The sequence below is a fragment of the Pseudomonas sp. 10C3 genome (assembly GCF_036346185.1).
Taxonomy (GTDB): Bacteria; Pseudomonadota; Gammaproteobacteria; order Pseudomonadales; family Pseudomonadaceae; genus Aquipseudomonas.
On record NZ_JASJVE010000008.1, the window covers coordinates 185,069 to 210,048 of the forward strand.

Below are 24,980 nucleotides of genomic sequence, written 5' to 3' on the forward strand. Positions count from 1 at the left end.
GAGTGTTATGTCTGTGTCTGCTCAGGCGGCTGTTCTATCTGTCAGCGGCGTCGGTAAAACCTACGCCCAACCGGTTCTCAGCGACATCGACCTGACGCTTCTGCGCGGGGAAGTGCTGGCCCTGACGGGCGAAAATGGCGCCGGTAAAAGTACCCTGTCGAAGATTATCGGCGGGCTGGTCTCGCCCACAACCGGGCAGATGCAATTTCAGGGACAGGCCTACGAACCCGGCAGTCGAACCCAGGCGGAAAAGCTGGGTATTCGCATGGTCATGCAGGAGTTGAATCTGCTGCCCACGTTGTCCGTGGCGGAAAATCTATTCTTGGACAACCTGCCGAGTCGCGCGGGCTGGATCAATCGCAAGCAACTGCGCGCTGATGCTATTCAGGCCATGGCTCAGGTCGGGCTGGATGCTATCGACCCAGACACTCTGGTCGGCGAGTTGGGGATTGGGCATCAACAGATGATCGAGATTGCCCGTAACCTGATCGGTGACTGCCATGTCCTGATTCTCGACGAACCCACCGCGATGTTGACGTCTCGAGAAGTCGAGATGCTGTTCGAGCAGATCACTCGCCTGCAAGCCCGCGGGGTGTCGATCATTTATATCTCTCATCGGCTGGAAGAACTGGCCCAGGTTGCACAGCGTATTGCCGTGCTGCGTGACGGCCGGTTGGTGTGTATCGAACCGATGGCTGACTACAGCAGCGAGCAACTGGTCACGCTGATGGTCGGGCGTGAACTGGGTGAGCAGATCGACCTCGGTCCACGTCAGATTGGCGACGTTGCCCTGGCGGTTAAAGGCCTGGGTCGCGCGGACAAGGTGCGTGATGTCTCTTTCGAGGTGCGTAGCGGCGAGATTTTCGGTATTTCCGGATTGATCGGCGCCGGGCGCACCGAGCTTCTGCGCCTGATCTACGGTGCTGACATCGCCGACACGGGCGGTATCGAGATTGGCAGTCCCCTGCAGTCGGTGACCATCCATTCGCCAGTCGATGCCGTCAAGCAGGGTATTGCGCTGATTACCGAGGATCGCAAGGGCGAAGGTCTGCTACTGACCCAATCGATCAGCGCCAATATCGCGCTGGGCAATATGCCGGCAATTTCCAAAGCCGGCGTGGTCAATCGTCATGATGAACTGCGTCTGGCCCAGCGTCAGGTCGATGCCATGCGCATTCGCAGCGCCAGTCCGATGCAATGTGTCTCCGAGTTGTCTGGTGGCAATCAGCAAAAAGTCGTCATCGGTCGCTGGCTTGAGCGTGACTGCACAGTGATGCTGTTCGATGAGCCGACCCGAGGCATTGATGTTGGCGCCAAATTCGATATCTATGCGTTGCTGGGAGAGTTGACACGCCAGGGCAGGGCGCTGGTCGTCGTGTCGAGTGATCTGCGTGAGTTGATGCTGATCTGTGATCGTATCGGGGTGCTATCGGCCTGGCGTTTGATCGATACCTTCGAACGCGACACTTGGACCCAGGATGAATTGCTTGCCGCCGCGTTTGCCGGCTACCCAAAACGTGATACGCGGCTCACTGAAGTCGCTCCCAGGAATAACTGATGAAAACTTCAGCCGCACCCCAAACATTGCCTTCGTCGGGCAAGCGCAGCAGTCATTATTTCGGACTCGGCACCTACCTGGGACTGGCCGGTGCGTTATTCGCAATGATTGCGTTGTTTTCCGTGCTCAGTGATCACTTCCTGTCTTATGAGACTTTCAGCACCCTGGCCAACCAGATACCGGACTTGATGGTGCTGGCGGTGGGCATGACTTTCATCCTGATCATCGGCGGCATCGACTTGTCGGTGGGATCTGTTCTGGCACTTGCAGCTTCTGCAGTCAGTGTGGCAATCCTCGGCTGGGGCTGGGGCGTCGTGCCAGCAGCCTTGCTGGGCATGACCTGCGCGGCCGTCGCGGGCACCATCACCGGTTCGATCACGGTGGCTTGGCGCATTCCATCGTTTATCGTTTCCCTCGGCGTGCTGGAAATGGCCCGTGGTGTGGCCTACCAGATGACGGGGTCGCGAACCGCTTATATCGATGATGCATTCGCGTGGCTATCGAACCCGGTCGCTTTCGGGATCTCTCCGTCCTTCATCATTGCGCTGCTGATCATCTTCATCGCCCAAGCCGTGCTGACCCGCACCGTGTTCGGCCGTTACCTGATCGGTATTGGCACTAATGAAGAAGCGGTTCGTCTGGCCGGCATCAATCCAAAACCCTACAAGATTTTGGTGTTTTCGCTGATGGGGCTGCTGGCCGGGGTCGCAGCGTTGTTCCAGATCTCGCGTCTGGAAGCCGCAGACCCTAACGCTGGCTCCGGTCTGGAATTGCAGGTGATCGCGGCGGTCGTTATTGGGGGCACCAGCCTGATGGGTGGGCGCGGCTCCGTGATCAGTACGTTCTTCGGGGTCCTGATTATCTCGGTACTTGCTGCTGGATTGGCACAGATCGGAGCGACCGAACCGACCAAACGCATCATCACGGGCGCGGTAATCGTTGTCGCCGTGGTGCTTGATACTTATCGCAGCAATCGCGCACGTCGGAAGGCTTGATATGTCCACGATCAAAGATGTAGCCGCGCTGGCAGGAATTTCCTACACGACGGTGTCCCATGTGCTGAACAAGTCGCGCCCGGTCAGCGACGACGTCCGCCGGAAGGTCGAGGCGGCGATCATTCAACTCGACTATGTGCCGAGTGCCGTGGCTCGATCCCTTAAAGCCAGGGCGACGTCGACCATCGGCCTGCTGATTCCTAACGGTATCAACCCGTACTTTGCCGAGTTGGCGCGGGGGATTGAGGACTACTGCGAGCGCAACGGGTTTTGCGTGATCTTGTGCAACTCCGATGACAACCCGGAAAAACAACGCAGTTACCTGCGCGTGCTCCTGGAAAAACGTGTCGATGGTTTGATTGTCTCGTCGGTGGGTGGCGATCCAGGATTGGCGGCTGGATTAGCCGCCGTGCGTACGCCGATGGTTATTGTCGACCGAGATCTGGAAGGCATTGTTGCCGATCTGGTGCGCATCGATCATGAGCTGGGCGCGTACCTGGCGACCTGCCACTTGCTTGAGCTCGGTCATCGGCATATTGCCTGCATTTGTGGGCCAGCGGAAACGAGCGTCGCCCAGATGCGCCTGGCGGGTTACCGTCGCGCCATGCATGAAGCTCAGGTGCCTGTACCGAACGAGTGGGTGGTGGAAAGCGACTTCACCAGTCCTGCTGGTTATCAGGCTGCAGTGGAACTCCTGACGCAAAATTCGCCGACCGCGATATTTGCGGGTAACGACATGATTGGCATCGGCGTTTTGCGCGCTGCCGCCGAGCGCAACATTCGCGTCCCCTGTGATTTGTCGGTTATTGGGTTCGACGATATTCAGATGAGTCGCTACGTGTATCCAGCGCTGACCACTGTTGGGCAGTCGATCCTGAAATTGGGTGAAATGGCCGCCGAGATATTGTTGCGGCGTATCGCTGCGCCCGCTGCCACGGCTGTCGAGCATCGGATCGTGAAGCCCGACATTGTCCTTCGCGAGTCCACGGCACCCCCAGCCAATATCTTCAACGCCTTTCGCTGAAACAGATTAAAGAGTGCTGACGCATGCAAGCAAAAGTAGTGGTAGTGGGCAGCTTGAATATGGACCTGGTCACCCGTGCCGAGCGCCTGCCTCGTGCTGGGGAAACATTAGCGGGTGACTCGTTCGCGATTGTGCCGGGAGGCAAGGGCGCCAATCAAGCCGTAGCCGCTGCGCGCCTGGGGGCGAGTGTCGCCATGATAGGTTGCGTTGGCGATGACGCCTATGGCGAGCAACTGCGTGCAGGCCTGTTGGTCGAGCGCATCGATTGTCAGGCCGTAATCACGGTGACCGATGTTTCAAGTGGTGTTGCGCTGATCGTGGTAGATGCCAGCAGTCAGAACGCCATTGTCATCGTGGCCGGGGGCAATGGTCGGCTTTCGCCGGATATCGTTGCAGCATTTGATGCGAAGCTGGCTGAGGCCGATGTGATCATCTGTCAGCTTGAAGTGCCGATGGATACGGTGGCCTATGCCCTCAAGCGCGGCCGTGAGTTGGGTAAAATCGTCATCCTTAACCCTGCGCCGGCCAGCGCGCCGTTGCCTGCTGACTGGTATTCGCTGATCGATTATCTGATTCCCAACGAAAGCGAGGCGGCTGCGTTGAGCGGTTTACCGGTTGATTCGCTGGCATCGGCAGAAACTGCCGCGACCCGGCTTCTGGCAGCTGGCGCCACAAAAGTCATCATTACGCTGGGCGCCCAAGGCTCACTGTTCGCCGACGGTCAGCACGTCGAGCATTTTCCTGCGCCCAGGGTTCAAGCGGCGGATACCACCGCCGCTGGCGATACCTTTGTGGGCGGGTTTGCCGCGGCATTGGCGCAAGGAAAAAGCGAGGTGGAAGCGATTCGGTTTGGTCAGATTGCAGGCGCGCTATCGGTTACTCGTGCCGGTGCTCAGCCCTCTATTCCTACTCTTAATGACGTACAGGGCTTCCATCAGCCATGAAAAAAAAACCTTTGCTAAACATCGCCCTGTCGCGGTTGATTGCTTCCCTCGGCCATGGCGACATTGTCATGATCGTCGACGCCGGAATGCCGGTGCCGCCGGGTGTCGAGCTTATTGATCTTGCACTCACACAAGGAACCCCGGACTTTGTCAGCGTGTTGCGCGTGGTGCTTACGGAAATGCAGGTCGAGAGACATGTACTGGCTGAGGAAATGCTGCTCAAACAGCCACCGGCATTGGTGGTCATTGAAGGTTTGAGTTTGCAGGGCGAGCTGGGCCAGCAGTGCCTTGTCAGCCATGACGAACTGAAGAACCTGAGTTGCAAGGCCCGGGCCATCGTGCGGACGGGCGAATGTAAGCCCTACACCAACATTGCTTTGGTCGCTGGGGTAACGTTCTAAGTGCATCACTTTCGGAACCGGAAGTTTCCTGTGCGCGGCGATGCCAATACCTGCACCAGCTTCGGAGCGTGATATTCGTGTCTTTACTAAGTGCCGCTGTCGTTCAAATTGTCGAAAGGCATGACCTGATTATTGACACCGATCCTGGGGCCGACGATGTGGTAGCGCTGCTGCTGGCCCTTGCATCGCCTGATGAGCTGAACGTACTGGCAATCACAACTGTGGCGGGCAATGTGCGTCTTGATAAAACCTCGCGCAATGCCCGGCTTGCGCGTGAATGGGCTGGGCGCGAAGAGGTGCCGGTATACGCCGGGGCGTCAAAACCGCTGGTGCGGACACCGATTTATGCCGAGAACATGCACGGTAAGGAGGGGTTGCCGGGTGTTGCTGTGCATGAGCCGAAGGTGGGCATGGCCAAGGGCAATGCGGTGGATTACCTGATCGAAACCTTGAGCAAGGCAGCCCCGCACAGCATCACCCTCGCAATGCTTGGACCGCAGACCAACATGGCGTTGGCTCTGATGCAGGCGCCGGAAATCACGCAAGGTATCAAAGAAATAGTGGTCATGGGGGGCGCGCATTTCAATGGCGGCAACATGAGTCCGGTGGCCGAGTTCAATATCTATGCCGACCCTCATGCCGCACAAATCGTACTTGCCAGCGGCGTAAAACTGACCTACATCCCGCTGGACGTGACCCATAAAATCCTCACCAGCGAACAAAGGCTCAAGCAGATCGCGGGTTTGAATAATCAGGCGGGCATGCTGGTCTGCGGCATTCTCAATGAGTATGTCAAAGCGGACATGGCGCATTACGGTTTACCCGGTGGGCCGGTACATGACGCCAGTGTGATCGCTTACTTGCTAAAACCGGAGTTGTTTACCGGGAAGCAGATCAATGTGGTCATCGATAGTCGCGAAGGCATCACCTTCGGTCAGACGCTTGCCGATTGGTACGACACGCTCAAGCAAGATAAGAACGTGTTCTGGGTCAAAAATGGCGACGCCCAAGGGTTCTTCAACCTGCTGACCGCGCGTCTGGGTCGCTTGAAGTAAGTCCCGCTCAGGTCGCCGCAAGTCCTCACTCGCTGCTATCGGCAGCGGAATGGTCGTGCGGGTATTTTTCGAAGACCTGGCTGACGAATGCCTGGGCGGCTGCGGTGCCCAATGCTTTGAACAGCAAGTCTATCGCTATGATTGCCAGTTCTTCCGGGCTGCCCGGACTGTAAGAACATTGCCCTTGGGGCCATTTGGCCTTGATGTCAGCGTCGATTGATACGATTGCCATTTGTGTCCCGTATTGTCCGAAAAAAAGCCATTGCGCGTGTGGCACCCATCGGTGAGCTGTTGCGCAGCGGCGGGCAAGTAAACCATTTCCGACATCATTTGGCACTGCGACTTAGGCATGGGCCGACGCTCATGCCAAACTTGTCGACAAATTTCCGAGGACGCCGACGTGCAAATTGATCTGAACAACCCCGTTAGCTTTACCCTTGATGCTGTGCGCCAGCTTATTGCTGCAGCCAACGATGATGTCCACAACCAGCTGCGTGTGAGCAAGGCGGGTATTGCCTGGATTTCATCTTCCCATGTGGGTGGCGTAGCCATTGACGGGCTGCTGTTTCGTTTGGAGACCTGGTCGGCAGGCTCCGGGTGCGTTGGTCCGGTGGCGGCCAGTGATAGTGTCTGGGTCATGCAGATATTCAATGCACTCAAAGACAACTGGGCTAACCCACGTTTTGATTATGTAGACGTGTACTGAAAACGTTTTGACATGATTTGGCTGCGCGCCTGTTTGTCGACTGGGGCAGACTTCCACTGATCCACTGATCCACTGATCCACTGATCCACTGATCCACTGATCCACTGTCGGAGCGGGGTCGCGGGTAACCGTTGCAACAAACGCATCGCAACCGTTGTCGCACATGTTCTGGTTAATATTTATTTAGTGAGGAGGTCGCATATGCCTTGGAAGTTCGCATCATTGGGTTCCGTTATCGCTGCGCTCGTGCTGTCTGGGTGCAGCAGTATGTCCGAGCCCAAAGAGCCTGTGGTTTCGGCGGCTGAAGCAGGGGCTGGCCGATGCAATGCAGCTGCAGCAGAATTTGCCATTGGTCAGAAGGCCTCCGCGGAACTGCTGGAGCAGGCTCGCGTCAAGTCGGGTGCGCAGAATGCCCGCGTGCTTAAGCCCAGTGACATGGTCACGCTGGAATACAGGTCGGATCGCTTGAATCTGAACGCAGATGACCGCTCGATAATCACTCGAGTCAACTGCGGCTGAATGCACGAGACCTTTGTCTTGCCCATAAAAAACCCCGTCACATGGACGGGGTTTTTTTAGTCCGGGGAAATTACTCCGCGCGAACCTGAGCAGCTTGCATGCCCTTCTGGCCTTTTTCAGGTACGAAGGAAACGGCTTGGCCTTCTTTCAGGCTTTTGAAACCGTCGCTTTCGATAGCTTTGAAGTGTACGAACAGGTCGTCACCGCCGTTTGCAGGAGTGATAAAGCCGAAGCCTTTTTCATCGTTGAACCATTTTACGGTGCCGTTTTGGCGATTAGACATGGTGTATCTCCAAGAACATAATTTTTCAGTAGTGCTGTGCTGCTCAGGCCAACTGGGCACACCGGGCTATCATAGTCGAAATGTTTGGATGTAGAAGTCTTTCGCAAAACAGTTTGCGAAAGCAATACGCTCCGCTCATTGGCTAATGCGCCCGGAGGCCTTGATTTATCTTGCTTGCGGCCAATTTCAGTCACCCGTAAAAAAAATCCATTTTTGCTGTTTGGACTGTCGGGAAATGGCTGAAATTGGCCGGGGATTTCCAGTTTTGCCAAGCTGTCACGTTTATTTTTTGGCTGTGCAGGACGCATCGATTTCTTTTAGCAATCTCGCACGTAACGCCCCGCCTTCGGCAGTCTGGCTGTTTAACTCCTTCGTCTCTGCCGTACTGAATTTTTTCTCGATGACGTTCGCGCCGCAGGTGCAATGCGTCTGGGCGGTGGCCTTATCGACACTTTGAGTGGCGGTGGCGATGCACTCGTTCATGTACTGATCGCGCGCGCCAGGGGGCCAGGCGGCTTGGGCGCTCAGGGGCAACAACATGGCGATAGGGGCGGCGAGAGTGAGTAAGCGATAAAGACGCATGGTTGAATGCTCCTTGTAATGAGGGGGCTGTGTCACAACATCCACTCATTATTTGAGGGGTGTTGGTCGCCTCAAGTTCACCGGATCATTTCATTTGTTCGCGGCAACCGATTGGGCTCAAGTTGAAGTGCTGTTGTCAAACATGTGTGATAGCATGCGGCGCCTGAACATCCGCGACGTCTCAAGGGTTTCTCGACAGGTCGCACCTGTAGCTATTTTATTTTCACTCCAGTCACTCTGGTTCGGTTAAACGGTTGGCCCTAGGGCTCCTGCCACTGTGAGGCAGGCATACCACCGGATCTTGTACTGGCTCATCCCAACCCACGTGACCTTTGGTAGGGGTCACCACTAGGAGAGGAGGCGCCATGCCCACCATTACTCTTCCCGACGGCAGTCAGCGTTCATTCGATCATCCGGTTTCCGTAGCCGAAGTCGCGCTATCCATTGGCGCTGGCCTGGCTAAAGCCACCGTGGCTGGCAAGGTCAATGGCCAGCTGGTCGATGCCAGCGATCTAATCGACGGCGACGTCAGCCTGCAGATCATCACGCCCAAGGATCAAGAGGGGCTTGAGATCATTCGCCACTCTTGCGCTCACTTGGTCGGTCATGCAGTCAAGCAGTTGTTCCCGACGGCCAAAATGGTCATCGGTCCGGTAATCGACGAAGGCTTTTATTACGATATCGCTTATGAGCGTCCGTTCACGCTCGACGATTTGTCGGCGATTGAGCAGCGTATGCAGCAGCTGATCGAAAAAGATTACGACGTCATCAAGAAAGTCACTCCGCGCGCCGAAGTGATCGAAGTGTTCACTGCTCGCGATGAAGACTACAAGCTGCGTCTCATCGAAGACATGCCCGATCAACAGACCATGGGTCTGTACTATCACGAAGAATACGTCGACATGTGCCGTGGTCCGCACGTGCCGAATACGCGCTTCCTGAAATCGTTCAAGCTGACCAAGCTGTCTGGCGCCTACTGGCGCGGTGATGCCAAGAACGAGCAGTTGCAGCGAATCTATGGCACGGCCTGGGCAGACAAGAAGCAATTGGCTGCCTATGTCCAGCGGATCGAAGAAGCTGAAAAGCGCGATCATCGCAAGCTTGGCAAGCGTTTGGGGTTGTTCCACACCCAGGAAGAAGCGCCGGGTATGGTATTCTGGCATCCGAACGGCTGGACCCTGTACCAGGTTCTTGAGCAATACATGCGCAAGGTTCAGCACGAGAACGGTTATCTGGAGATCAAAACTCCACAAGTGGTCGATCGTTCCCTGTGGGAAAAGTCCGGTCACTGGGCTAACTATGCCGACAACATGTTCACCACCGAGTCCGAGAACCGCGACTACGCCATCAAACCGATGAACTGCCCGTGCCACGTACAGGTGTTCAATCAGGGCTTGAAAAGCTATCGCGAGTTGCCGATGCGTCTGGCGGAGTTCGGTGCTTGCCACCGCAATGAGCCATCAGGTGCATTGCACGGTATCATGCGTGTGCGTGCTTTCACTCAGGATGATGCTCACATCTTCTGTACTGAAGAGCAGATGCAGGCAGAATCCGCCGCGTTCATCAAATTGACGCTGGACGTGTACGCTGACTTTGGCTTCAAGGACATCGAGCTCAAGCTGTCCACGCGTCCCGAGAAGCGCGTAGGTTCCGACGAGTTGTGGGATCGCGCCGAAAGCGCATTGGCGGCCGCACTCGACAGCGCTGGTTTGCCGTATGATCTGCAGCCGGGCGAGGGTGCCTTTTATGGCCCCAAGATTGAATTTTCGCTAAAAGATTGTCTGGGTCGGGTATGGCAATGCGGTACATTGCAACTCGATTTCAACTTGCCGATCCGTTTGGGCGCCGAGTATGTCTCGGAAGATAACAGTCGCAAGCACCCGGTCATGTTGCACCGTGCGATACTCGGTTCCTTCGAGCGTTTCATCGGTATTTTGATCGAGCATTACGAAGGCGCTTTCCCGGCCTGGTTGGCACCCACTCAAGCAGTGATCCTCAATATCACTGATAAACAGGCAGATTTTGCCCTTGAAGTGGAAAAAACTCTCGCTCAAAGCGGGTTTCGTGCCAAGTCTGACTTGAGAAATGAAAAGATCGGCTTTAAAATCCGCGAGCATACTTTGCTCAAGGTTCCTTATCTCTTGGTGATTGGAGATCGGGAAGTCGAAATGCAAACTGTCGCTGTGCGGACACGTGAAGGTGCTGACCTAGGCTCGATGCCGGTCGCACAATTCGCTGAATTTCTCGCTCAAGCGGTTTCCCGGCGTGGTCGCCATGATTCGGAGTAATTATTATTAAGCGTGAAATGAGACAAGATAAACGAGCTGCACCGAAGGCCCCGATCAACGAGAATATCTCGGCACGCGAGGTTCGGTTAATTGGGGCTGAGGGTGAGCAGCTTGGGATTGTGTCAATTGAAGACGCGCTTCTTAAGGCTGAAGAGGCCAAACTGGATTTGGTGGAAATTTCCGCCGATGCAGTACCCCCTGTTTGTAAGCTGATGGACTACGGCAAATCGATCTTCGAGAAGAAGAAACAGGTTGCCGCTGCGAAGAAAAACCAGAAGCAGATTCAGGTTAAAGAAATCAAGTTTCGTCCAGGGACGGAGGAAGGGGATTACCAGGTAAAACTGCGCAACCTGGTACGTTTCCTGAGTGATGGGGACAGGGCCAAGGTATCGTTAAGATTCCGTGGTCGTGAGATGGCCCACCAGGAGCTGGGGATGGAACTGTTGAAGCGGGTTGAAGGTGACTTGCTTGAATACGGTTCGGTCGAACAGCATCCTAAGATGGAAGGACGCCAACTGATCATGGTCATCGCCCCGAAAAAGAAGAAGTAACCACCAGGGCACGGCAGGCCTTGCGGTTATGTTTATCAACTGAATGCGGAGTACCGAACATGCCAAAGATGAAAACGAAGAGTGGTGCAGCTAAGCGGTTCTTGAAAACCGCTAATGGCATCAAGCACAAGCATGCTTTCAAAAGCCACATTCTGACCAAAATGTCCACCAAGCGTAAGCGTCAATTGCGCGGTAGCAGCTTGCTGCATCCGTCTGACGTGGCAAAAGTGAAGCGCATGCTGCGCCTTTGCTAATTTTGGTCAAGAATAGAGGAAATAGATCATGGCTCGTGTAAAGCGTGGCGTAGTCGCCCGTAAACGTCACAAAAAAATTCTGAAACTGGCTAAAGGTTACTACGGCGCGCGTTCACGCGTATTCCGTGTAGCCAAGCAAGCGGTAATCAAGGCAGGCCAGTACGCCTACCGTGACCGTCGTCAGAAAAAACGTCAGTTCCGCGCTTTGTGGATCGCTCGTATCAACGCTGGTGCTCGTATTAACGGTCTGTCCTACAGCCGTTTCATCGCCGGTCTGAAAAAAGCGTCCATTGAGATCGACCGTAAGGTTCTGGCTGATCTGGCAGTGAACGAAAAAGCGGCGTTTGCTGCGATTGTCGAGAAAGCTAAAGCCACTTTGGCCTAAGTCCCCGACAATCACCGGGCCCGGTTTCCGGGTTCGGTGTTAAACGTCATAAATAGGGGAAGAGCCTTTTAAGCTCTTCCCCTATTTCGTATCTGGAGTCTGTAAATGGAAAACCTGGATGCGCTGGTCTCTCAAGCACTTGAGGCCGTGCAACACGCTGAAGATATCAATGCCCTGGAGCAAATCCGGGTTCACTTCCTTGGTAAAAAGGGTGAGTTGACTCAGGTGATGAAGACCCTGGGTAATTTGCCTGCTGAAGAGCGTCCGCAAGTCGGCGCACTCATCAATCTCGCCAAGGAGCGTGTCACAGAGGTTCTCAATGCGCGTAAAGCGTCGTTGGAGCAGGCGGAACTGACCGCCAGGCTCGCGGCGGAGTGCATTGACGTGACCCTGCCGGGACGTGGTCAGACCTCGGGTGGGCTGCATCCGATTACCCGAACGCTGGAGCGGATCGAGCAATTCTTCACTCATATTGGCTACGGCATCGCCGAAGGCCCCGAGGTCGAAGACGATCACCACAATTTCGAAGCGCTCAACATCCCTGGCCACCATCCGGCTCGGGCGATGCATGACACCTTCTATTTCAATGCGAGCATGCTGCTGCGCACCCACACCTCTCCGGTGCAAGTGCGGACCATGGAAACGCAACAACCGCCTATTCGCATCGTTTGCCCGGGCCGGGTTTATCGCTGTGATTCGGATATCACCCATTCGCCGATGTTCCATCAGGTCGAAGGCTTGCTGATTGATCGCGATATCAACTTCGCTGATCTCAAGGGCACGATCGAAGAGTTCTTGCGAGTGTTCTTCGAAAAAGAACTGGCGGTGCGTTTCCGTCCGTCCTTTTTCCCGTTCACCGAGCCATCAGCTGAGGTCGATATCCAGTGCGTCATGTGCAGCGGCAAAGGCTGCCGTGTGTGCAAGCAAACTGGCTGGCTGGAAGTCCTGGGTTGCGGGATGGTCCATCCGAACGTACTGCGTATGTCCGGCATAGATCCTGAAGAATTCCAGGGATTCGCTTTCGGTATGGGTGTTGAACGTTTGGCCATGCTGCGTTACGGCGTCAATGATTTGCGTCTGTTCTTCGACAACGACTTGCGGTTCCTCGCGCAATTTCGCTAGGTCGCACGCCCGTAACGAATCTATTTGGAGAGCAGGATGAAATTCAGTGAACAATGGCTGCGTGGCTGGGTAAGCCCGCCAGTTTCCCGCGACGAGCTGGTCGCTCGTCTGTCTATGGCCGGTCTTGAGGTTGACAGCGTTACGCTGGCCGCCGGTGAATTCACTGGCGTGGTGGTAGGCGAGGTGCTGAGCACCGAACAGCATCCAGACGCCGACAAGCTGCGTGTGTGCCAAGTAAGCAATGGCGCAGAGACCTTTCAGGTCGTGTGTGGCGCGCCCAACGTGCGTCCTGGTTTGAAAATTCCGTTTGCCATGATTGGGGCTCAACTGCCCGGCGATTTCAAGATCAAGAAAGCCAAGCTGCGTGGCGTTGAGTCGAACGGCATGCTGTGCTCCGCAGCCGAGCTGCAAGTGGGCGAGGGCAACGATGGCTTGATGGAGCTGCCTGCCGATGCGCCAGTGGGTCAGGATATTCGTGTTTACCTTGAGTTGGACGATGCGAGCATTGAAGTCGATCTGACGCCTAATCGCGGCGATTGTCTGTCGGTAGCCGGTCTGGCACGGGAAGTGGGCGCGTTGTACGCCACTGAAGTCAAACGTCCTCAGGTGGCTGTAGTGCCGGTTGTGCACGACGAAGTGCGTCCTATCGAGGTGCTGGCGCCTGCTGCTTGCCCACGTTATCTGGGCCGCGTGGTGCGCAACGTGGATCTGTCCCGTCCGACGCCGCTGTGGATGGTGGAGCGTCTGCGTCGTTCCGATGTGCGCAGCATTGATGCCGCAGTCGATATCACTAACTATGTGATGCTCGAACTGGGTCAGCCGCTGCACGCATTCGACCTGGCTGAAATCAACGGCGGCATACGCGTCCGCATGGCAGAAGATGGCGAGAAGCTTGTTCTGCTCGACGGTCAGGAAGTCAGCCTGCGTGCCGACACCCTGGTGATCGCGGACCATCAGCGCGCTTTGGCCATTGCCGGCGTTATGGGGGGCGAACACAGTGGCGTCAGCGCCAAGACTCACGATATTTTTCTGGAGAGCGCGTTCTTCGACACCATTATGGTCGCTGGCAAAGCGCGCTCTTATGGCTTGCACACGGATGCTTCTCACCGTTACGAGCGCGGTGTGGACTGGCAGCTTGCACGCGAAGCCATGGAGCGGGCGACAGGCTTGTTGCTGGAAATAACTGGCGGCGAAGCGGGTCCGATCGTAGAAGCTGTCAGCGAACAGTATCTGCCTTCGGTTGCTCCGGTCATTCTTCGCGCTGAACGGATCAGCCAGATGCTGGGCATGGAAATGGATTCGGCTGAGGTCGAGCGCCTGCTCACCGGTCTTGATCTGAAGGTTTCCTCTGAATCAGCTGGGCAATGGCGGGTAGAAGTACCAAGCCATCGCTTCGATATCAGTCTGGAAGTCGACTTGATCGAAGAGCTGGCGCGGCTGTATGGCTACAACCGCCTGCCGGTTCGTTACCCGCAGGCACGCCTGGCGCCTCAAGCCAAGGCGGAAGCGCAGGGTGATCTGCCTGCGCTTCGTCGCTTGTTGGTTGCCCGTGGTTATCAGGAAGCGATCACCTACAGCTTTATTGATCCAAAATGGTTCGCGCTGTTCAATCCGGGCGTAGAGCCTCTGCTCTTGGCCAACCCGATTTCGGTCGACATGGCCGCCATGCGTTCTTCTTTGTGGCCAGGTCTGGTCAAGGCCCTGCAGTACAACCTCAATCGCCAGCAAGATCGTGTGCGCATGTTTGAAAGCGGTCTGCGGTTTGTCGGTCAATTGGAAGGTTTGAAGCAAGAGCCAATGCTTGCTGGTGTCATTTGTGGCAGCCGACTGCCTGAAGGTTGGGCACAAGGCCATGATGCGATTGATTTCTTTGATGTCAAAGCCGACGTCGAAGCAGTGCTCGGTTTCGCCGGTGCGCTGGAAGCGTTCAGCTTCACGCCGGGGCATCATCCCGCGCTGCACCCAGGCCAGACCGCTCGCATTGAGCGTGATGGTCGGGAAGTTGGGTATGTGGGTGCGCTCCATCCAGAATTGGTGAAAACCTTGGGTCTGGACCGTCCGGTTTTCGTTTTTGAGCTGGTGCTGGCGGAAGTGGCTCAAGGTCGTTTGCCGAAATTCCAGGAGCTTTCGCGCTTCCCGGAAGTTCGTCGGGACCTTGCTTTAGTAGCTGATCGTGATGTTCCGGCAGCGGCGGTGCTGGATGTTATTCGTGAAAACGCAGGCGAATGGCTCACGGACCTCAGGCTATTTGACGTGTATCAGGGTAAAGGCATTGATCCGCATAGAAAAAGCCTAGCAGTTGGCTTGACCTGGCAGCATCCATCGCGCACTCTTAATGACGATGAGGTAAATGCGACGACGCATAAAATCCTCACCTCGCTCGAGGAAAGGTTAAACGCCACGTTAAGGAAGTAGCGTATGGGGGCTCTGACGAAAGCTGAGATGGCCGAACGTCTGTATGAAGAGCTAGGCCTGAACAAACGAGAAGCCAAGGAACTGGTAGAGCTTTTCTTTGAGGAAATCAGGCACGCTCTGGAAGATAACGAGCAGGTCAAATTGTCCGGTTTTGGCAATTTCGATCTGCGCGATAAACGCCAGCGGCCTGGTAGAAATCCAAAGACGGGAGAAGAAATCCCGATTACGGCTCGCCGTGTGGTCACCTTTCGTCCAGGGCAGAAGTTGAAGGCCCGAGTTGAGGCTTATGCTGGAACCAAGTCATAACGACGAGCTACCGCCCATTCCAGGCAAACGCTACTTCACCATCGGTGAAGTCAGTGAGCTCTGCGCGGTAAAGCCGCACGTTCTGCGTTATTGGGAGCAGGAGTTTCCTCAACTCAATCCGGTCAAGCGACGCGGAAACCGCCGGTATTATCAGCGACAGGATGTGCTGATGATCCGACAGATCCGCGCTTTGCTCTATGAGCAGGGCTTCACCATCGGCGGTGCGCGTTTGCGCATGTCCAGTGATGAGGCAAAGGACGACACCACGCAATACAAGCAAATGATCCACCAGATGATTTCAGAGCTGGAAGATGTATTGGTGGTATTGCGCAAGTGAATCGGTTGTCCAGATACTTCCATAATTCAAACGGTTAGGGTATATTTCTAATCGTTTTTCGCAGGTTGCGATAATAGATTCACGCCTAGTCGGGGCGTAGCGCAGTCCGGTAGCGCACTAGCATGGGGTGCTAGGGGTCGAGTGTTCGAATCACTCCGTCCCGACCATATAATTCAATGACTTAGCCCAGTCTGAAAAGATTGGGCTTTTTCATTTTTGCGATTTTTGCTTTTTGGTAGTGAATTGGTAGTGAATTGAGATTTGCTGACTCTCTGGCGTTCCCCCATCATTTAAGTGGGGGTATTTCACTATGCTGAGATTGAGTCCTCCAGTAGCGGGCCATCGCCTCCGCCATATTTGTACCTAAAGGCCCCATTTTATGGGGCCTTTTTGCTTTCTGTTGTTTCTGTTCCCCCATATGTTCCCCCGCTCTCTTTTTGCGTGATTTTACTCTACGGCCTTTTAAGGGGCATGGATGCAGCAGTGTGAGCGCTAGGTCTAGAAAATCATAATGGTGGATGATGACATGCCCGCTCTAGCACCCTGAGGCGTTACGGCTGCGCTCAGTCAGTACGCTATCGTCGTCATGTCGCAATCACTGTATTGAATCGCCATCGATACCGAATAGGGGTCAGTGCCGATGCAAGGTTGGCCCTTCCTGCCAGCTCAAAACAGACTCTCCAGGGATACACCGTGGCTTTCACGAGCGGCCCCAGGAGGAGCAGTTGGGCGGCCTGCCCAAGGAGGCGTTCAGCCTGACTCTAATCAGCCCTCGCCCTGGCGGGATGCTTCTTTATAAATAAGTTCATGACTCCATCTGCCCCTGTAGTTACATAGACCCTAAAGCTGCCGGGTGGGTTTTGTGTGGCTATCTGGGCGCCCTGGAGTGCTCCGCCTGTCTTGATGTGAGATGAGACATTCTTATTAGGCTGCGCCTCTAGATTTTCACTGGCAGGATGTTTGATTATTGGGCTGGCGCTATCGCTTACGAGCGTCGAGCTGGGCTTTGGCTTTGCTTCTGGGGTCTGTTGACGGGTGGCTGGCTTCTGGCCAGTCAAGTCCGCCTGGTGCTTTAGTGTGCTGCGCGTGGTTTTGGGCTCTGCCTCTTTCGCTACTTGGCGGTTGGCATTGCTTCCTTTTATGGGGCGATCAAGGAGCCCTGAGCGTCGAAGCCTAATCTCACCTGTTATATCTGCGCCAACTTCGGCCATTGTTTGCTTGCGTAGCTCTTCTATCCTGCGCTGCTGATCCTCGGTGATGCTCTCTGTCGAGATTGAGGCATCTTCCAGCAGAATCTCAGATTGACACAGTTGCGCCACACTGACGTGCAGCAACTCCTTTAGAGTCCCGTTGATCTGTCTGTAGTGGGCAGTGACGTTTCTGGAGCGGCTCAGCAGTTCTTTGTGCGTCTTTTTTACCTCGTTGAGCTTCTCCTCAAACCTTACATGAGCATCCTGCTCCATAGAGATCAACCTGCTGAGCATGTCGGCTGCAGTGATCTTGTTCTTCTTGGCGAGCCATACCAGATCTTTTTTTACATCGATTTTGAGCTTGAAGGCATAGGTCTTTCGGTCTTTATCTGAAGCGCTGCATTTTACCTGCCGCCATGCGCCTCTCATCTGGCCAATGATCAATATGCCCTCTTTTGAATCCTCCAGTCTCTCGCCGATCCGAAGGAGCTGATCGATCGTTGAGGAGCGATGTTGCTGGTCTATTTCGTCTTTCCCTTGCAGATATTTGTGAGCCCATTTCTGCTGCTTGTGATCATTGCTATCAAGCCATGTAAGTCCAAGCGACCTCCGACTCATACCCAAACCCCCTCCCCAAATTTTTAGCGTCATTTTGTGAAACTATAGCTCCTTATTCATCACGTTACTTCATCACGTTTATCGTCACGTTTCAGCATCATGACTAAGTATTGAAAACAGGCTGTATTTATTGCGATAAAATAGCCATATTCTGTCCTGGGCCTATGGAGGATTGGCGTGTTTCTATCTGCATTGTTTTATGAAGTGAAAGGGCTTGAGCCAGAGGATAAATATTTCCTGGTGCGCTTCATTCAGCACTTCGGAAGAGAAGAGCCGGTGGAGCTTGGTGTGAAGGCTTTGGCGAAGCAGTTTGGGCTCTCTGATCGCCATGTGACTGCGTCGCTAAAAGAGTTGGATAAGCGCGGCGTGATGACCTTTTTATCCACTCCTGCGGGTAAGGGGCGACCAAAAAGGAGCTACCAACTCACGGATGACTTTCACAACAAACTCAATAAAGCATCCGCGCAGCCAGCCACGGACCATGAGGAAGCTGTCAGCAGGCTGCTGAAGCACGAAAATAGGAAGGCTGCCCAAGCAAGCGAAAAAGCCGAGGAGCATAATGAGGGTGTGGATCTGGCGGCCGACGCACGGAGGAAAAGACAGCCCGGCCGGTTGAGTATCGTGAATAGCCTGTTGCTGAGCGTGCTGTTGTGTCGCGCTGACCGTCTAGGGGTGGTCAGTGGCCTGGGCTTTTCAGCTCTATGCAAGATCACGGGGCTCAGTAAAGAACGATTGAAGAATAGAGTGCTGTGCCTGATTGACCTGGGCCTGATAAGAACCTATGTGCCCGGTGCAACCAGCTCGGTTCTTTTCGAAAAAATGAAAAGCATCTACTTCCTCAATCTGAACCATCCAGAGCTATCAGGCGGGGACAATGCCACTTCAGTTTTGGTTTGCACGACGAGACTTGATTTTCCCACTAGAGCGCAGCATGCGGATACGATCCGTAGGAATACTCGTCAAAATCCCACGACACATCAGAATTATCCATACGGAGAGGTTCTTAGCCTCTGTAAGGACCAGCAACCCTCGTTCTTTCATTTTTTACAGGTCATGTTGGAGAAGTACGCCGCTCATCTGCTCTCCAAATATTGGTCTGTGCTTGTTAACTGCCCTTCTAGTCAGTGGATTGATGATCAAGAGCTACAGGCGCGGATTCGTAATGACTTTCGGCCTCCGGCTCGGCTCTCAGACTCTGGTGATGATTGTCTGAAAGTATTCGGCAGAGACCGGTGCGGCATTTTAGTCGATGAGCTCTATCATGGTGCTTATAGCTTGGCGATCTGGATTACTGAGCTATTTGACCAAGTATCAGGGGTTCCGTTTGGGGCAATGGATTTCGTCATCATCCCTAGACTTTTGAGGTCTGGTTATTTTCTTCTCACATTGCTTGCCTTGCCCCGCTCGTCAGATGGCTGGCGTGGCGGCGTAGTCATTGAGCCGAATGCTGACAATAGGGTGGAGCCGCAGTTCTTTCCCTGCGAGTCCGATATTCCCCTTGAGGATCGATACCGATTTGGCTTGCTGACCCGGCCAGGCAGCAAAGTGAAGAACCCGTAGGTATTTTCTTACAGGCCACCCGAATCCTCTGAACGGAATACAGAGGAGCCAGTTCATGAGGTTAATTCGCCTGAAAGACGTCAAGCACGCCACCGGCCTAGGTCGGTCCACGATCTACAAGTACATCGAAGAAGGGGGCTTTCCGAAGTCAGTGTCATTGGGTGAGAGAGCTGTAGCGTGGGTTGAAAGCGAAGTGATGGGCTGGGTCATGGCCCGAATCGAGGCGCGTGATGCTCACGAGGGAAGCGCTGCGTGATTCGCAGGCATCCGGAGTGAGCTTTGGATGCGCGCTCCCGGCAGTCTCAATAGGCCATGACTGGGGCTTCCCCGGTCATGGCCTATATGCCACATCAGCCGGCTGCCATGGTGGCATCTCAGACAACACCCTCGGTCGACTCATAGCAAAAAGTCTCGATAGGCAGGGCTCTATCGCTTTCCATTGCCCGGCTTCTCCGGGCAGTACCTCCCTTGACAAAGCTGGTTTTATTGATATAGGCATAGGCATATCTACAGTCAACTATAGCCATATCCAATAAGCTACCCCCTTTCAATAGTCTCAAGCAGAGAACGTCTCAGCAGTTAAAACACACTCACTAAGTATCTGGTGTGCATCCAACCAACCAGGTACTCAATCATGTACTCATTCAACACTACCGTTTTCGCCAGCTTCTCCCAGTCTCAAGCCTCGATCAGGATCGAACGACTCGTTCAGTCCATTGAGCGTACTGACAAGCCGGCTTTCGAGATCATCCAAACTCAATCTGGATACGAACGTGTACAACGGACCAGGATTTCCAAATACGTCGACTCCATGCAGCAGATGTTCGATCTCTTCGATGATCGTCACCCCTACGGCTATAGCGAGCACCTGCAAGCCTTCTGGGAAGCCTGTCAGGACATTGGCTTGGAGCGTAGTCCTGCTGGAGTGACCTGCCTGAATGTGCAAGGGACGGCCTATCTGGATTTCTATCATGCCATGAACGTACTGGTTGCTCGGATTCGTCAGCTAATCAGCAGCAAGAGGTACAAGCGCAAGGCGGATGACCGCCGCTACGAGGCTAGTCGCAAGCAAGCCACGCTCAGCGAGTACGTCAGCCAGGTGCTTGATCGTTACTCACGCACGGTGGTCGTCCGTGTTGATCTGCATTATCGAGCGATGGCTTGGCCACGCTTGCGCATTGAGCATGTGTTCAATGACTTGGATAAGCTCATTCGTGCGCGGGAGCGTAATCCCATCTTCGAGCATGAGACAGGCTATATCTGCTCAGTTGAGCACGGAGAGGATAAAGGCTTTCATATCCATGCAGCCTTCTTCTTCAACGGTGCTGGGGTACGCAGCGATTTTGCTAAAGCGAGAAAGATTGGCGAGTTGTGGGAGCAGATCACTTGTGGCCTGGGTTACTTCTTCAGCTGCAACGATGACAAGGACAGATATGGTGACGAGCTCGGAATCGGGGTGATCAAGCGAGCTGACAGCGAGGCATGTCGAAAGGTCATCAATGCCGTGAGTTACCTGACCAAGGACAACCAATATCTGCGCATGAAGCCTGTTGGGGCGAGAGCCTACCGCACTGGTCGTATTCACAGAGCAACGGTTTGAAAAGTCTACGGATCAGCACCATCGTGCTGGCTCTGATTTGCCCAAGCGGTTATCTGCTATCTGAATAAGGCAGCGTAATCAGTCATCTCCAAATACGTCGACTCCTTGACCCACAGAATTCAATCAGCACGGGGGCGCTCCGTGCGCCTGAACGATACTGCTCATCAGACAGAGGTGCGCTGGTGCTGGGTCAGGGAGATTGGGCAAGAGGGTCGACTGCATTATCACTTCGTCTTACTGCTCAACTGGGATGCGTACCACACCGTGGGACGCTTTCACTCGGCACAGCAGAATACATACAGCCGCCTAAATGCTGCCTGGGCCAGTGCGTTGAGAATTCCTGTCGACGATGCCTATGGCTTGGTGCATATCCCCGATAACGCTGGGCACCACCTCTCTCAGGATGATCCAGAGGAGATGGATCGGTACTTCCTTCGCGTGAGCTACCTCTGCAAGGCCGCGACCAAGGTGTACGGCAATCGATGCCATGTGTTTGGTTGCAGTAGGGGATAGCCCCCCTCCCGGCTAACCTGCAGCAGCTATCTCTGCAAAGCAGCTACTAAAGTCTTTGGGGATGGCAGTCATGGCTGTGGCGTCAGTCGGATTTGAGCGTGCTCGTTGGCCCTCAAATGAAGCCAGAGGGCATTTGATCGACGCTATCAGTACGCTCCCATATAGACCGAAAAGTCTATATGGGGCAGTCACATAGCCTTGCTGACAATCAAGGCTATGACCCTGATCAGTGCCAGCCCCAGGTAGATCAGTTAAAAAAAGCCTATTGAGATAGATATGACCCAATCCAGCAGGTTGATCCGTTATGAAACAATTCACTGACTCCAGCGCCACCCCTCCTTCCGCACTCTCGCGCATACATTACGGCCACACGTTCAGTGGGCTACCTGTCATGTGTGTGCACAAGCAAGTGCCGGTCTGGCAAGGGCGTCAGTTGTCCTCGTTGTCGAACCCCCAGTAGGCATTGAGCTTTTTTCGCAGCACCAACAGCGCGGCGGCTTCGGCCAGCGCCTTGTCTTTGCTGCGCAGTTCACGCTCAAGTTCCTGGATGCATTTCTTGTCTTTACGTGCTTGTTCGCGGTCGTCTTTTTGCTGGTCCTGTTCAGACTTCTGGCCGCTGATAAACGCTTGCCGCCAGACGAGGATTTGCTCCGGGTAAAGGCCTTGGCGTCGGCAATACTCTCCCAGGTCGATCTCGGACAAACCGGCGGCCTCAAGGACAACAGCAAACTTCTTTTCGGCTGACCAGTTCTGGGCCAATTGCTTGTTTTCGGGCACTACGTTTCCTTCTGAACTGACCTGCTTGCGCCAGTTGTACAAAGACATTTCGCTCACCCCTTCGCGCCGGGAAACCTTGGCTATCGACAGGTTAAGCGGAGGTGGCAACATCTTGAGCAATGCGGCTCTTCGTTCGGATGAATAGTACGCCACGGTGAATCTCTTTCCGCCCCCGATATGACTTTTCAGGAAAATCCGCAGAGGCGAAAGCACTTTTCTAATTTGAATTGCTCGAACGCAAAGCTGCCTATGTCAGGTGGACTTTGCGCCGATCAATGAAGTTTTTTAACGCACTACTTCTCCAAGTCAACCTTCAAACGCTCGCCGGCATAGATCTGAGCTTCCTGGGCTTTTTGCACCACAGCTGCAGTACCAAAGAACTCGTGGGTTACTCCTGGATAGAGCCTGCGTTCAACGCTCACTCCTGCGCTTCGCAGCGCCTGTTCCAGCTGAGCACCGTCGTCACGTAACGGGTCAATCTCGGCGTTGATCAATGTGACCGGAGGCAGACCTTGTAGATTGGCATGCACAAGATCGATGCGCGGATCTTTGGCATCAGCTTGGCTGGTAATGACTTGCGAAATGAACCACAGCATCATTGGACGGTTGAGGGGAATCGCATCGGCGTATTTCAAATACGACTCAGTGTCGGTATTTGACTGGGCTACTGGATAAACCGACAGCACATGCTTCGGAGCAGTCAACCCCGCCTTATGAGCCGCTACCGCCGTCGCAACGGCAAGGTTCCCACCTGCGCTCTCGCCAGCAAGCGCAAGACGCTTCGGATCACCATTCACCGAAGACGCTTTGGTTGTCAGCCAACGGTAAGCAGCTAGGGCATCTTCATGTGCGGCGGGGAATTTGTTCTCCGGGGCGAGTCGATAGTCCACGGAAACAACGACAGCGTTAGCCTGCTTCGCTAGACCTCGTGCGCCGCCGTCATAAACTTTGCGGTCGGCGAAAACCCACCCGCCTCCGTGGAAGTACAACACTACCGGAAACGGCCCTGTGCCGTCTGGTGTATACACAGTCGCGGGCATCGAGCCTGCAGCGCCCGGCACTTGGATCTCGCGAGTGGTGACGCCTGGCACAAGTGTCGTGGGCGTGCTGTCGCGTTTCTGGTCAGCCAGTACCCCTTTAACGGCGTCGGCCATGGTCGGTTGCTGGCGAGCTTCGGCTGGTGTGATCTTCTCAACTGCTTTGCCATCGAAGCTGGCAAATTTATTCAGCACTTTGTGCATGTCCGAATCAGTGCGCAGCATGCTTTTGGTACCGCTGACAGCAAGCTGAGAAACTGAAGGTTTGTCAGGGTCTCGAACACATCCGCTCAAGAAGGTAACGACTCCGATTGCTGAAAGTACGATGACCAGTTTGCGATGTTTTGTAATCATTATTTTTTCCTCACACCGACAGCCCGCCTTAATCGCGCACTGCGCCACGGGCGTGCCTTTTCGGTGCTTAGCTATCACGGTTTATGACCTACTCGGTATTTTCGGAGCAAGCGAAGGCATCAGGTTCATCCACTCAATCAGCCGGTTTGAGCACAACCTTTGTCCAGCCATTGTCACGCGCATCGAAGTGCTTATAGGCGTCTGGCCCTTCAGCGAGCTTCAAGCGGTGAGAAATGATCTGCGCGGGGTTAGCTCGCCCGTGGTGAATGAGTTGTGCCAACCTGCGGTTGTAGACTTTGACGTTGGCCTGGCCCGTGCGAATTTGCTGCCCCTTGAACCAGAATGCACCGAAGTCGAAGGCCATCTTGCCTTCCTTTGCGAGTTCGTTTTTTGCACCAGGGTCTTTCGGTATGAATACGCCGACGACTCCTATTCCACCGGTAGCCTTTGTCGAGGCAACGAGGTTGTTCATCGTCAGGTGATTGGCTTCATGCCCATGGCGGTCGCAGCACTGATAACCCACACATTCGCAACCACGATCAGTGCCTTTGCCATGAGTCAGATTGAGTATCTGATCCACCGCTTCTTTCTCCAGGGAGTTTATCGGTGTGGCACCCATTTGAGCCGCCAGCTTCAGACGATCTGGATGATTGTCGACCACGAATACTTGGGAGGCACCTTTGATCATGGCGGAGTGGGCAGCCATCAATCCGACCGGGCCGGCACCGTAAATCGCGATGCTCTCACCGGGTAATAGGCCGGCTAATTCAGTCGCATGCCAACCGGTAGGAAAGATGTCAGACAGCATCACGTAGTCATCTTCACGCTCTTGCGCGTCTTCGGGCAGCACCAGGCAGTTGAAGTCGGCGTAGGGTACGCGAAGCAATTCAGCCTGCCCTCCTTGATATGGCCCCATTTCTGCGAATCCATAAGCAGCGCCCGCATTACCAGGATTGGCGGTCAGACAAAACCCCGTCAGGCCCTTCTCGCAGTTTTCGCAGAACCCGCAGCCAATATTGAACGGCAGACAAACGCGATCCCCCACCTTTACCCGATCAACACCGGCCCCGACCTCAATCACCTCACCGAGATTCTCGTGTCCAAATACGCGCCCAGTCTCAAACGAAGTCCGACCCTCGTACATGTGCAGATCTGAACCACAGATGTTGGTGGCAGTGACTCGAACCAAGGCATCAGTAGGTTTTTCGATTTTGGCATCCGGGACATTTTGCACGCTCACGTCACGCGGGCCGTTGTAAACGATTGCTTTCATGTTGTTCTCCCATTAGCAAAACGAAAGGAATATTTCGTCTGCTCACCACTTATCTGTCAGGGAAAAGCAACATATGTTCAGTCAGTTGAGCCGAATGGCTGACGAGCGGTTAATTGAAATGCTTAGCGTCGAAAAGGATGAGTTTTTGGCCTCCGCGGGCATGGGAGGGATGATGAAGATGATGGATCAGCAGTCGTCCTTGATGGCAATGCCAATGGCTAAGGGATGACTGCATGCATCTGCGCTACCTCGGCAACCTTGGGGAGACAGATACTCGAAGATTTAGCTGCCGGCTTCCTGATCAATTGGTTCTTGGCTGAGAATTTGAATCGC

At 54.5% G+C, this 24,980-nt stretch carries 28 protein-coding genes, 1 tRNA gene and 1 pseudogene; 22 read left to right on the forward strand and 8 right to left on the reverse strand.

Annotated features, from left to right (window positions below; all coding sequences use genetic code 11):
• Window positions 1-7: 7 nt before the first annotated feature.
• From QN399_RS09985 to QN399_RS10010, 6 genes are read left to right on the forward strand one after another with little or no spacing between them, the layout of a single operon-like run.
• On the forward strand, window positions 8-1,558 hold the full coding sequence (locus QN399_RS09985) for a sugar ABC transporter ATP-binding protein (RefSeq protein WP_330200894.1): 1,551 nt from the start codon (window positions 8-10) through the stop codon (window positions 1,556-1,558).
• Window positions 1,558-2,553: an ABC transporter permease gene (locus QN399_RS09990; protein ID WP_330200895.1), complete on the forward strand. Its 996-nt coding sequence runs from the start codon at window positions 1,558-1,560 to the stop codon at window positions 2,551-2,553. The genes QN399_RS09985 and QN399_RS09990 overlap by 1 nt, the downstream gene beginning before the upstream one ends.
• A 1-nt stretch (window position 2,554) precedes the next feature.
• A complete protein-coding gene (locus tag QN399_RS09995) occupies window positions 2,555-3,577 on the forward strand; it encodes a LacI family DNA-binding transcriptional regulator (RefSeq protein WP_330200896.1) in 1,023 nt (340 codons plus the stop codon).
• A gap of 23 nt (window positions 3,578-3,600) precedes the next feature.
• Window positions 3,601-4,521: a ribokinase gene (rbsK, locus tag QN399_RS10000; protein ID WP_330200897.1), complete on the forward strand. Its 921-nt coding sequence runs from the start codon at window positions 3,601-3,603 to the stop codon at window positions 4,519-4,521.
• Window positions 4,518-4,922 carry a D-ribose pyranase gene (gene rbsD / locus QN399_RS10005; protein ID WP_322178679.1) on the forward strand — a complete coding sequence of 135 codons (405 nt, stop codon included), beginning with the start codon at window positions 4,518-4,520 and terminating at the stop codon, window positions 4,920-4,922. Before rbsK ends, rbsD begins: the two co-directional genes overlap by 4 nt.
• Before the next feature lie 50 nt (window positions 4,923-4,972).
• Window positions 4,973-5,977: a nucleoside hydrolase gene (locus QN399_RS10010; protein ID WP_330200900.1), complete on the forward strand. Its 1,005-nt coding sequence runs from the start codon at window positions 4,973-4,975 to the stop codon at window positions 5,975-5,977.
• 25 nt (window positions 5,978-6,002) lie between these two features.
• Here the strand turns inward: QN399_RS10010 and QN399_RS10015 are convergent, their stop codons facing one another.
• Window positions 6,003-6,209, reverse strand: a complete 207-nt coding sequence (locus QN399_RS10015; protein ID WP_322178680.1) for a hypothetical protein — start codon at window positions 6,207-6,209, stop codon at window positions 6,003-6,005.
• Window positions 6,210-6,377: 168 nt separating this feature from the next.
• On the opposite strand from QN399_RS10015, the gene QN399_RS10020 reads away from it, so the two are divergent.
• Window positions 6,378-6,683, forward strand: coding sequence for a hypothetical protein (locus tag QN399_RS10020; RefSeq protein WP_322216875.1), 306 nt, complete (start codon window positions 6,378-6,380; stop codon window positions 6,681-6,683).
• Between the two features lie 201 nt (window positions 6,684-6,884).
• Window positions 6,885-7,202, forward strand: a complete 318-nt coding sequence (locus tag QN399_RS10025) for an I78 family peptidase inhibitor (protein WP_322178682.1) — start codon at window positions 6,885-6,887, stop codon at window positions 7,200-7,202.
• Window positions 7,203-7,272: 70 nt separating this feature from the next.
• Here QN399_RS10025 and QN399_RS10030 read toward each other — a convergent pair whose 3' ends face one another.
• The 3 genes from QN399_RS10030 to QN399_RS10040 are packed head-to-tail and all read right to left on the reverse strand — an operon-like array spanning window position 7,273 to window position 8,067.
• The gene (locus QN399_RS10030; protein WP_322178683.1) at window positions 7,273-7,485 is read right to left on the reverse strand and encodes a cold-shock protein; all 213 of its coding nucleotides are present in this window, start codon (window positions 7,483-7,485) and stop codon (window positions 7,273-7,275) included.
• Complete coding sequence (locus QN399_RS10035) at window positions 7,458-7,793, reverse strand: hypothetical protein (protein ID WP_322178684.1); 336 nt, start codon at window positions 7,791-7,793, stop codon at window positions 7,458-7,460. The genes QN399_RS10030 and QN399_RS10035 overlap by 28 nt, the downstream gene beginning before the upstream one ends.
• Entirely contained in the window at window positions 7,768-8,067 is a 300-nt protein-coding gene (locus QN399_RS10040) for a hypothetical protein (RefSeq protein ID WP_322178685.1), read from the reverse strand. The genes QN399_RS10035 and QN399_RS10040 overlap by 26 nt, the downstream gene beginning before the upstream one ends.
• Window positions 8,068-8,432: 365 nt before the next feature.
• Here QN399_RS10040 and thrS point away from each other — a divergent pair, with 365 nt between their 5' ends.
• From thrS to QN399_RS10085, 9 genes are all read left to right on the forward strand, one after another.
• Window positions 8,433-10,355, forward strand: coding sequence for a threonine--tRNA ligase (gene thrS / locus QN399_RS10045; RefSeq protein ID WP_322178686.1), 1,923 nt, complete (start codon window positions 8,433-8,435; stop codon window positions 10,353-10,355).
• Window positions 10,355-10,906, forward strand: coding sequence for a translation initiation factor IF-3 (gene infC, locus QN399_RS10050; RefSeq protein WP_172668659.1), 552 nt, complete (start codon window positions 10,355-10,357; stop codon window positions 10,904-10,906). The genes thrS and infC overlap by 1 nt, the downstream gene beginning before the upstream one ends.
• A gap of 59 nt (window positions 10,907-10,965) precedes the next feature.
• Window positions 10,966-11,160 (forward strand): 50S ribosomal protein L35, encoded by a 195-nt coding sequence (rpmI, locus tag QN399_RS10055; RefSeq protein WP_003442181.1) that lies wholly within the window; start codon window positions 10,966-10,968, stop codon window positions 11,158-11,160.
• Between the two features lie 28 nt (window positions 11,161-11,188).
• Window positions 11,189-11,545, forward strand: a complete 357-nt coding sequence (rplT, locus tag QN399_RS10060) for a 50S ribosomal protein L20 (RefSeq protein ID WP_047275143.1) — start codon at window positions 11,189-11,191, stop codon at window positions 11,543-11,545.
• Window positions 11,546-11,650: 105 nt separating this feature from the next.
• Window positions 11,651-12,667, forward strand: coding sequence for a phenylalanine--tRNA ligase subunit alpha (gene pheS, locus QN399_RS10065; RefSeq protein ID WP_322178687.1), 1,017 nt, complete (start codon window positions 11,651-11,653; stop codon window positions 12,665-12,667).
• A gap of 36 nt (window positions 12,668-12,703) precedes the next feature.
• Window positions 12,704-15,082, forward strand: coding sequence for a phenylalanine--tRNA ligase subunit beta (gene pheT, locus QN399_RS10070; RefSeq protein ID WP_322178688.1), 2,379 nt, complete (start codon window positions 12,704-12,706; stop codon window positions 15,080-15,082).
• A 3-nt stretch (window positions 15,083-15,085) separates the two neighbouring features.
• On the forward strand, window positions 15,086-15,388 hold the full coding sequence (ihfA, locus tag QN399_RS10075) for an integration host factor subunit alpha (RefSeq protein ID WP_002553164.1): 303 nt from the start codon (window positions 15,086-15,088) through the stop codon (window positions 15,386-15,388).
• On the forward strand, window positions 15,369-15,725 hold the full coding sequence (locus tag QN399_RS10080; RefSeq protein WP_219061984.1) for a MerR family transcriptional regulator: 357 nt from the start codon (window positions 15,369-15,371) through the stop codon (window positions 15,723-15,725). Before ihfA ends, QN399_RS10080 begins: the two co-directional genes overlap by 20 nt.
• A gap of 90 nt (window positions 15,726-15,815) precedes the next feature.
• Window positions 15,816-15,892, forward strand: a tRNA-Pro gene (locus QN399_RS10085).
• A gap of 594 nt (window positions 15,893-16,486) precedes the next feature.
• Here the strand turns inward: QN399_RS10085 and QN399_RS10090 are convergent.
• Window positions 16,487-17,566, reverse strand: coding sequence for a hypothetical protein (locus QN399_RS10090; protein ID WP_322178689.1), 1,080 nt, complete (start codon window positions 17,564-17,566; stop codon window positions 16,487-16,489).
• 144 nt (window positions 17,567-17,710) lie between these two features.
• Between QN399_RS10090 and QN399_RS10095 the strand changes: the two genes are divergently transcribed.
• The 4 genes from QN399_RS10095 (at window position 17,711) to QN399_RS26805 (ending at window position 21,206) form a co-directional block, all read left to right on the forward strand.
• Window positions 17,711-19,093, forward strand: a complete 1,383-nt coding sequence (locus QN399_RS10095) for a hypothetical protein (protein WP_322178690.1) — start codon at window positions 17,711-17,713, stop codon at window positions 19,091-19,093.
• 55 nt (window positions 19,094-19,148) lie between these two features.
• A complete protein-coding gene (locus tag QN399_RS10100; protein ID WP_322178691.1) occupies window positions 19,149-19,349 on the forward strand; it encodes an AlpA family transcriptional regulator in 201 nt (66 codons plus the stop codon).
• Window positions 19,350-19,727: 378 nt separating this feature from the next.
• Window positions 19,728-20,693, forward strand: a complete 966-nt coding sequence (locus tag QN399_RS10105; RefSeq protein ID WP_322178692.1) for an inovirus-type Gp2 protein — start codon at window positions 19,728-19,730, stop codon at window positions 20,691-20,693.
• 84 nt (window positions 20,694-20,777) lie between these two features.
• A complete protein-coding gene (locus QN399_RS26805) occupies window positions 20,778-21,206 on the forward strand; it encodes an inovirus-type Gp2 protein (RefSeq protein WP_369125019.1) in 429 nt (142 codons plus the stop codon).
• 400 nt (window positions 21,207-21,606) lie between these two features.
• Here QN399_RS26805 and QN399_RS10110 read toward each other — a convergent pair.
• From QN399_RS10110 to QN399_RS10120, 3 genes and pseudogenes are all read right to left on the reverse strand, one after another.
• Window positions 21,607-22,136: pseudogene (locus tag QN399_RS10110) on the reverse strand (transposase); the annotation flags it as partial.
• Between the two features lie 140 nt (window positions 22,137-22,276).
• A complete protein-coding gene (locus QN399_RS10115) occupies window positions 22,277-23,374 on the reverse strand; it encodes an alpha/beta hydrolase (RefSeq protein ID WP_322178693.1) in 1,098 nt (365 codons plus the stop codon).
• A gap of 133 nt (window positions 23,375-23,507) precedes the next feature.
• Entirely contained in the window at window positions 23,508-24,647 is a 1,140-nt protein-coding gene (locus QN399_RS10120; RefSeq protein WP_322178694.1) for a glutathione-independent formaldehyde dehydrogenase, read from the reverse strand.
• Window positions 24,648-24,720: 73 nt separating this feature from the next.
• Here QN399_RS10120 and QN399_RS10125 point away from each other — a divergent pair, with 73 nt between their 5' ends.
• Window positions 24,721-24,876, forward strand: a complete 156-nt coding sequence (locus tag QN399_RS10125) for a hypothetical protein (RefSeq protein WP_322178695.1) — start codon at window positions 24,721-24,723, stop codon at window positions 24,874-24,876.
• The last annotated feature ends 104 nt before the right edge of the window (window positions 24,877-24,980 follow it).

Excerpts from the sequence above, each read along its gene's own strand:
- QN399_RS09985 (WP_330200894.1), top strand. The coding sequence starts at position 8 with ATGTCTGTGTCTGCTCAGGCGGCTGTTCTATCTGTCAGCGGCGTCGGT.
- QN399_RS09990 (WP_330200895.1), top strand. The coding sequence starts at position 1,558 with ATGAAAACTTCAGCCGCACCCCAAACATTGCCTTCGTCGGGCAAGCGC.
- QN399_RS09995 (WP_330200896.1), top strand. The coding sequence starts at position 2,555 with ATGTCCACGATCAAAGATGTAGCCGCGCTGGCAGGAATTTCCTACACG.
- rbsK (WP_330200897.1), top strand. The coding sequence starts at position 3,601 with ATGCAAGCAAAAGTAGTGGTAGTGGGCAGCTTGAATATGGACCTGGTC.
- rbsD (WP_322178679.1), top strand. The coding sequence starts at position 4,518 with ATGAAAAAAAAACCTTTGCTAAACATCGCCCTGTCGCGGTTGATTGCT.
- QN399_RS10015 (WP_322178680.1), bottom strand. The coding sequence starts at position 6,209 with ATGGCAATCGTATCAATCGACGCTGACATCAAGGCCAAATGGCCCCAA.
- QN399_RS10025 (WP_322178682.1), top strand. The coding sequence starts at position 6,885 with ATGCCTTGGAAGTTCGCATCATTGGGTTCCGTTATCGCTGCGCTCGTG.
- QN399_RS10030 (WP_322178683.1), bottom strand. The coding sequence starts at position 7,485 with ATGTCTAATCGCCAAAACGGCACCGTAAAATGGTTCAACGATGAAAAA.
- QN399_RS10035 (WP_322178684.1), bottom strand. The coding sequence starts at position 7,793 with ATGCGTCCTGCACAGCCAAAAAATAAACGTGACAGCTTGGCAAAACTG.
- QN399_RS10040 (WP_322178685.1), bottom strand. The coding sequence starts at position 8,067 with ATGCGTCTTTATCGCTTACTCACTCTCGCCGCCCCTATCGCCATGTTG.
- thrS (WP_322178686.1), top strand. The coding sequence starts at position 8,433 with ATGCCCACCATTACTCTTCCCGACGGCAGTCAGCGTTCATTCGATCAT.
- rpmI (WP_003442181.1), top strand. The coding sequence starts at position 10,966 with ATGCCAAAGATGAAAACGAAGAGTGGTGCAGCTAAGCGGTTCTTGAAA.
- rplT (WP_047275143.1), top strand. The coding sequence starts at position 11,189 with ATGGCTCGTGTAAAGCGTGGCGTAGTCGCCCGTAAACGTCACAAAAAA.
- pheS (WP_322178687.1), top strand. The coding sequence starts at position 11,651 with ATGGAAAACCTGGATGCGCTGGTCTCTCAAGCACTTGAGGCCGTGCAA.
- pheT (WP_322178688.1), top strand. The coding sequence starts at position 12,704 with ATGAAATTCAGTGAACAATGGCTGCGTGGCTGGGTAAGCCCGCCAGTT.
- ihfA (WP_002553164.1), top strand. The coding sequence starts at position 15,086 with ATGGGGGCTCTGACGAAAGCTGAGATGGCCGAACGTCTGTATGAAGAG.
- QN399_RS10080 (WP_219061984.1), top strand. The coding sequence starts at position 15,369 with ATGCTGGAACCAAGTCATAACGACGAGCTACCGCCCATTCCAGGCAAA.
- QN399_RS10090 (WP_322178689.1), bottom strand. The coding sequence starts at position 17,566 with ATGACGCTAAAAATTTGGGGAGGGGGTTTGGGTATGAGTCGGAGGTCG.
- QN399_RS10100 (WP_322178691.1), top strand. The coding sequence starts at position 19,149 with ATGAGGTTAATTCGCCTGAAAGACGTCAAGCACGCCACCGGCCTAGGT.
- QN399_RS10105 (WP_322178692.1), top strand. The coding sequence starts at position 19,728 with ATGTACTCATTCAACACTACCGTTTTCGCCAGCTTCTCCCAGTCTCAA.
- QN399_RS10115 (WP_322178693.1), bottom strand. The coding sequence starts at position 23,374 with ATGATTACAAAACATCGCAAACTGGTCATCGTACTTTCAGCAATCGGA.
- QN399_RS10120 (WP_322178694.1), bottom strand. The coding sequence starts at position 24,647 with ATGAAAGCAATCGTTTACAACGGCCCGCGTGACGTGAGCGTGCAAAAT.
- QN399_RS10125 (WP_322178695.1), top strand. The coding sequence starts at position 24,721 with ATGTTCAGTCAGTTGAGCCGAATGGCTGACGAGCGGTTAATTGAAATG.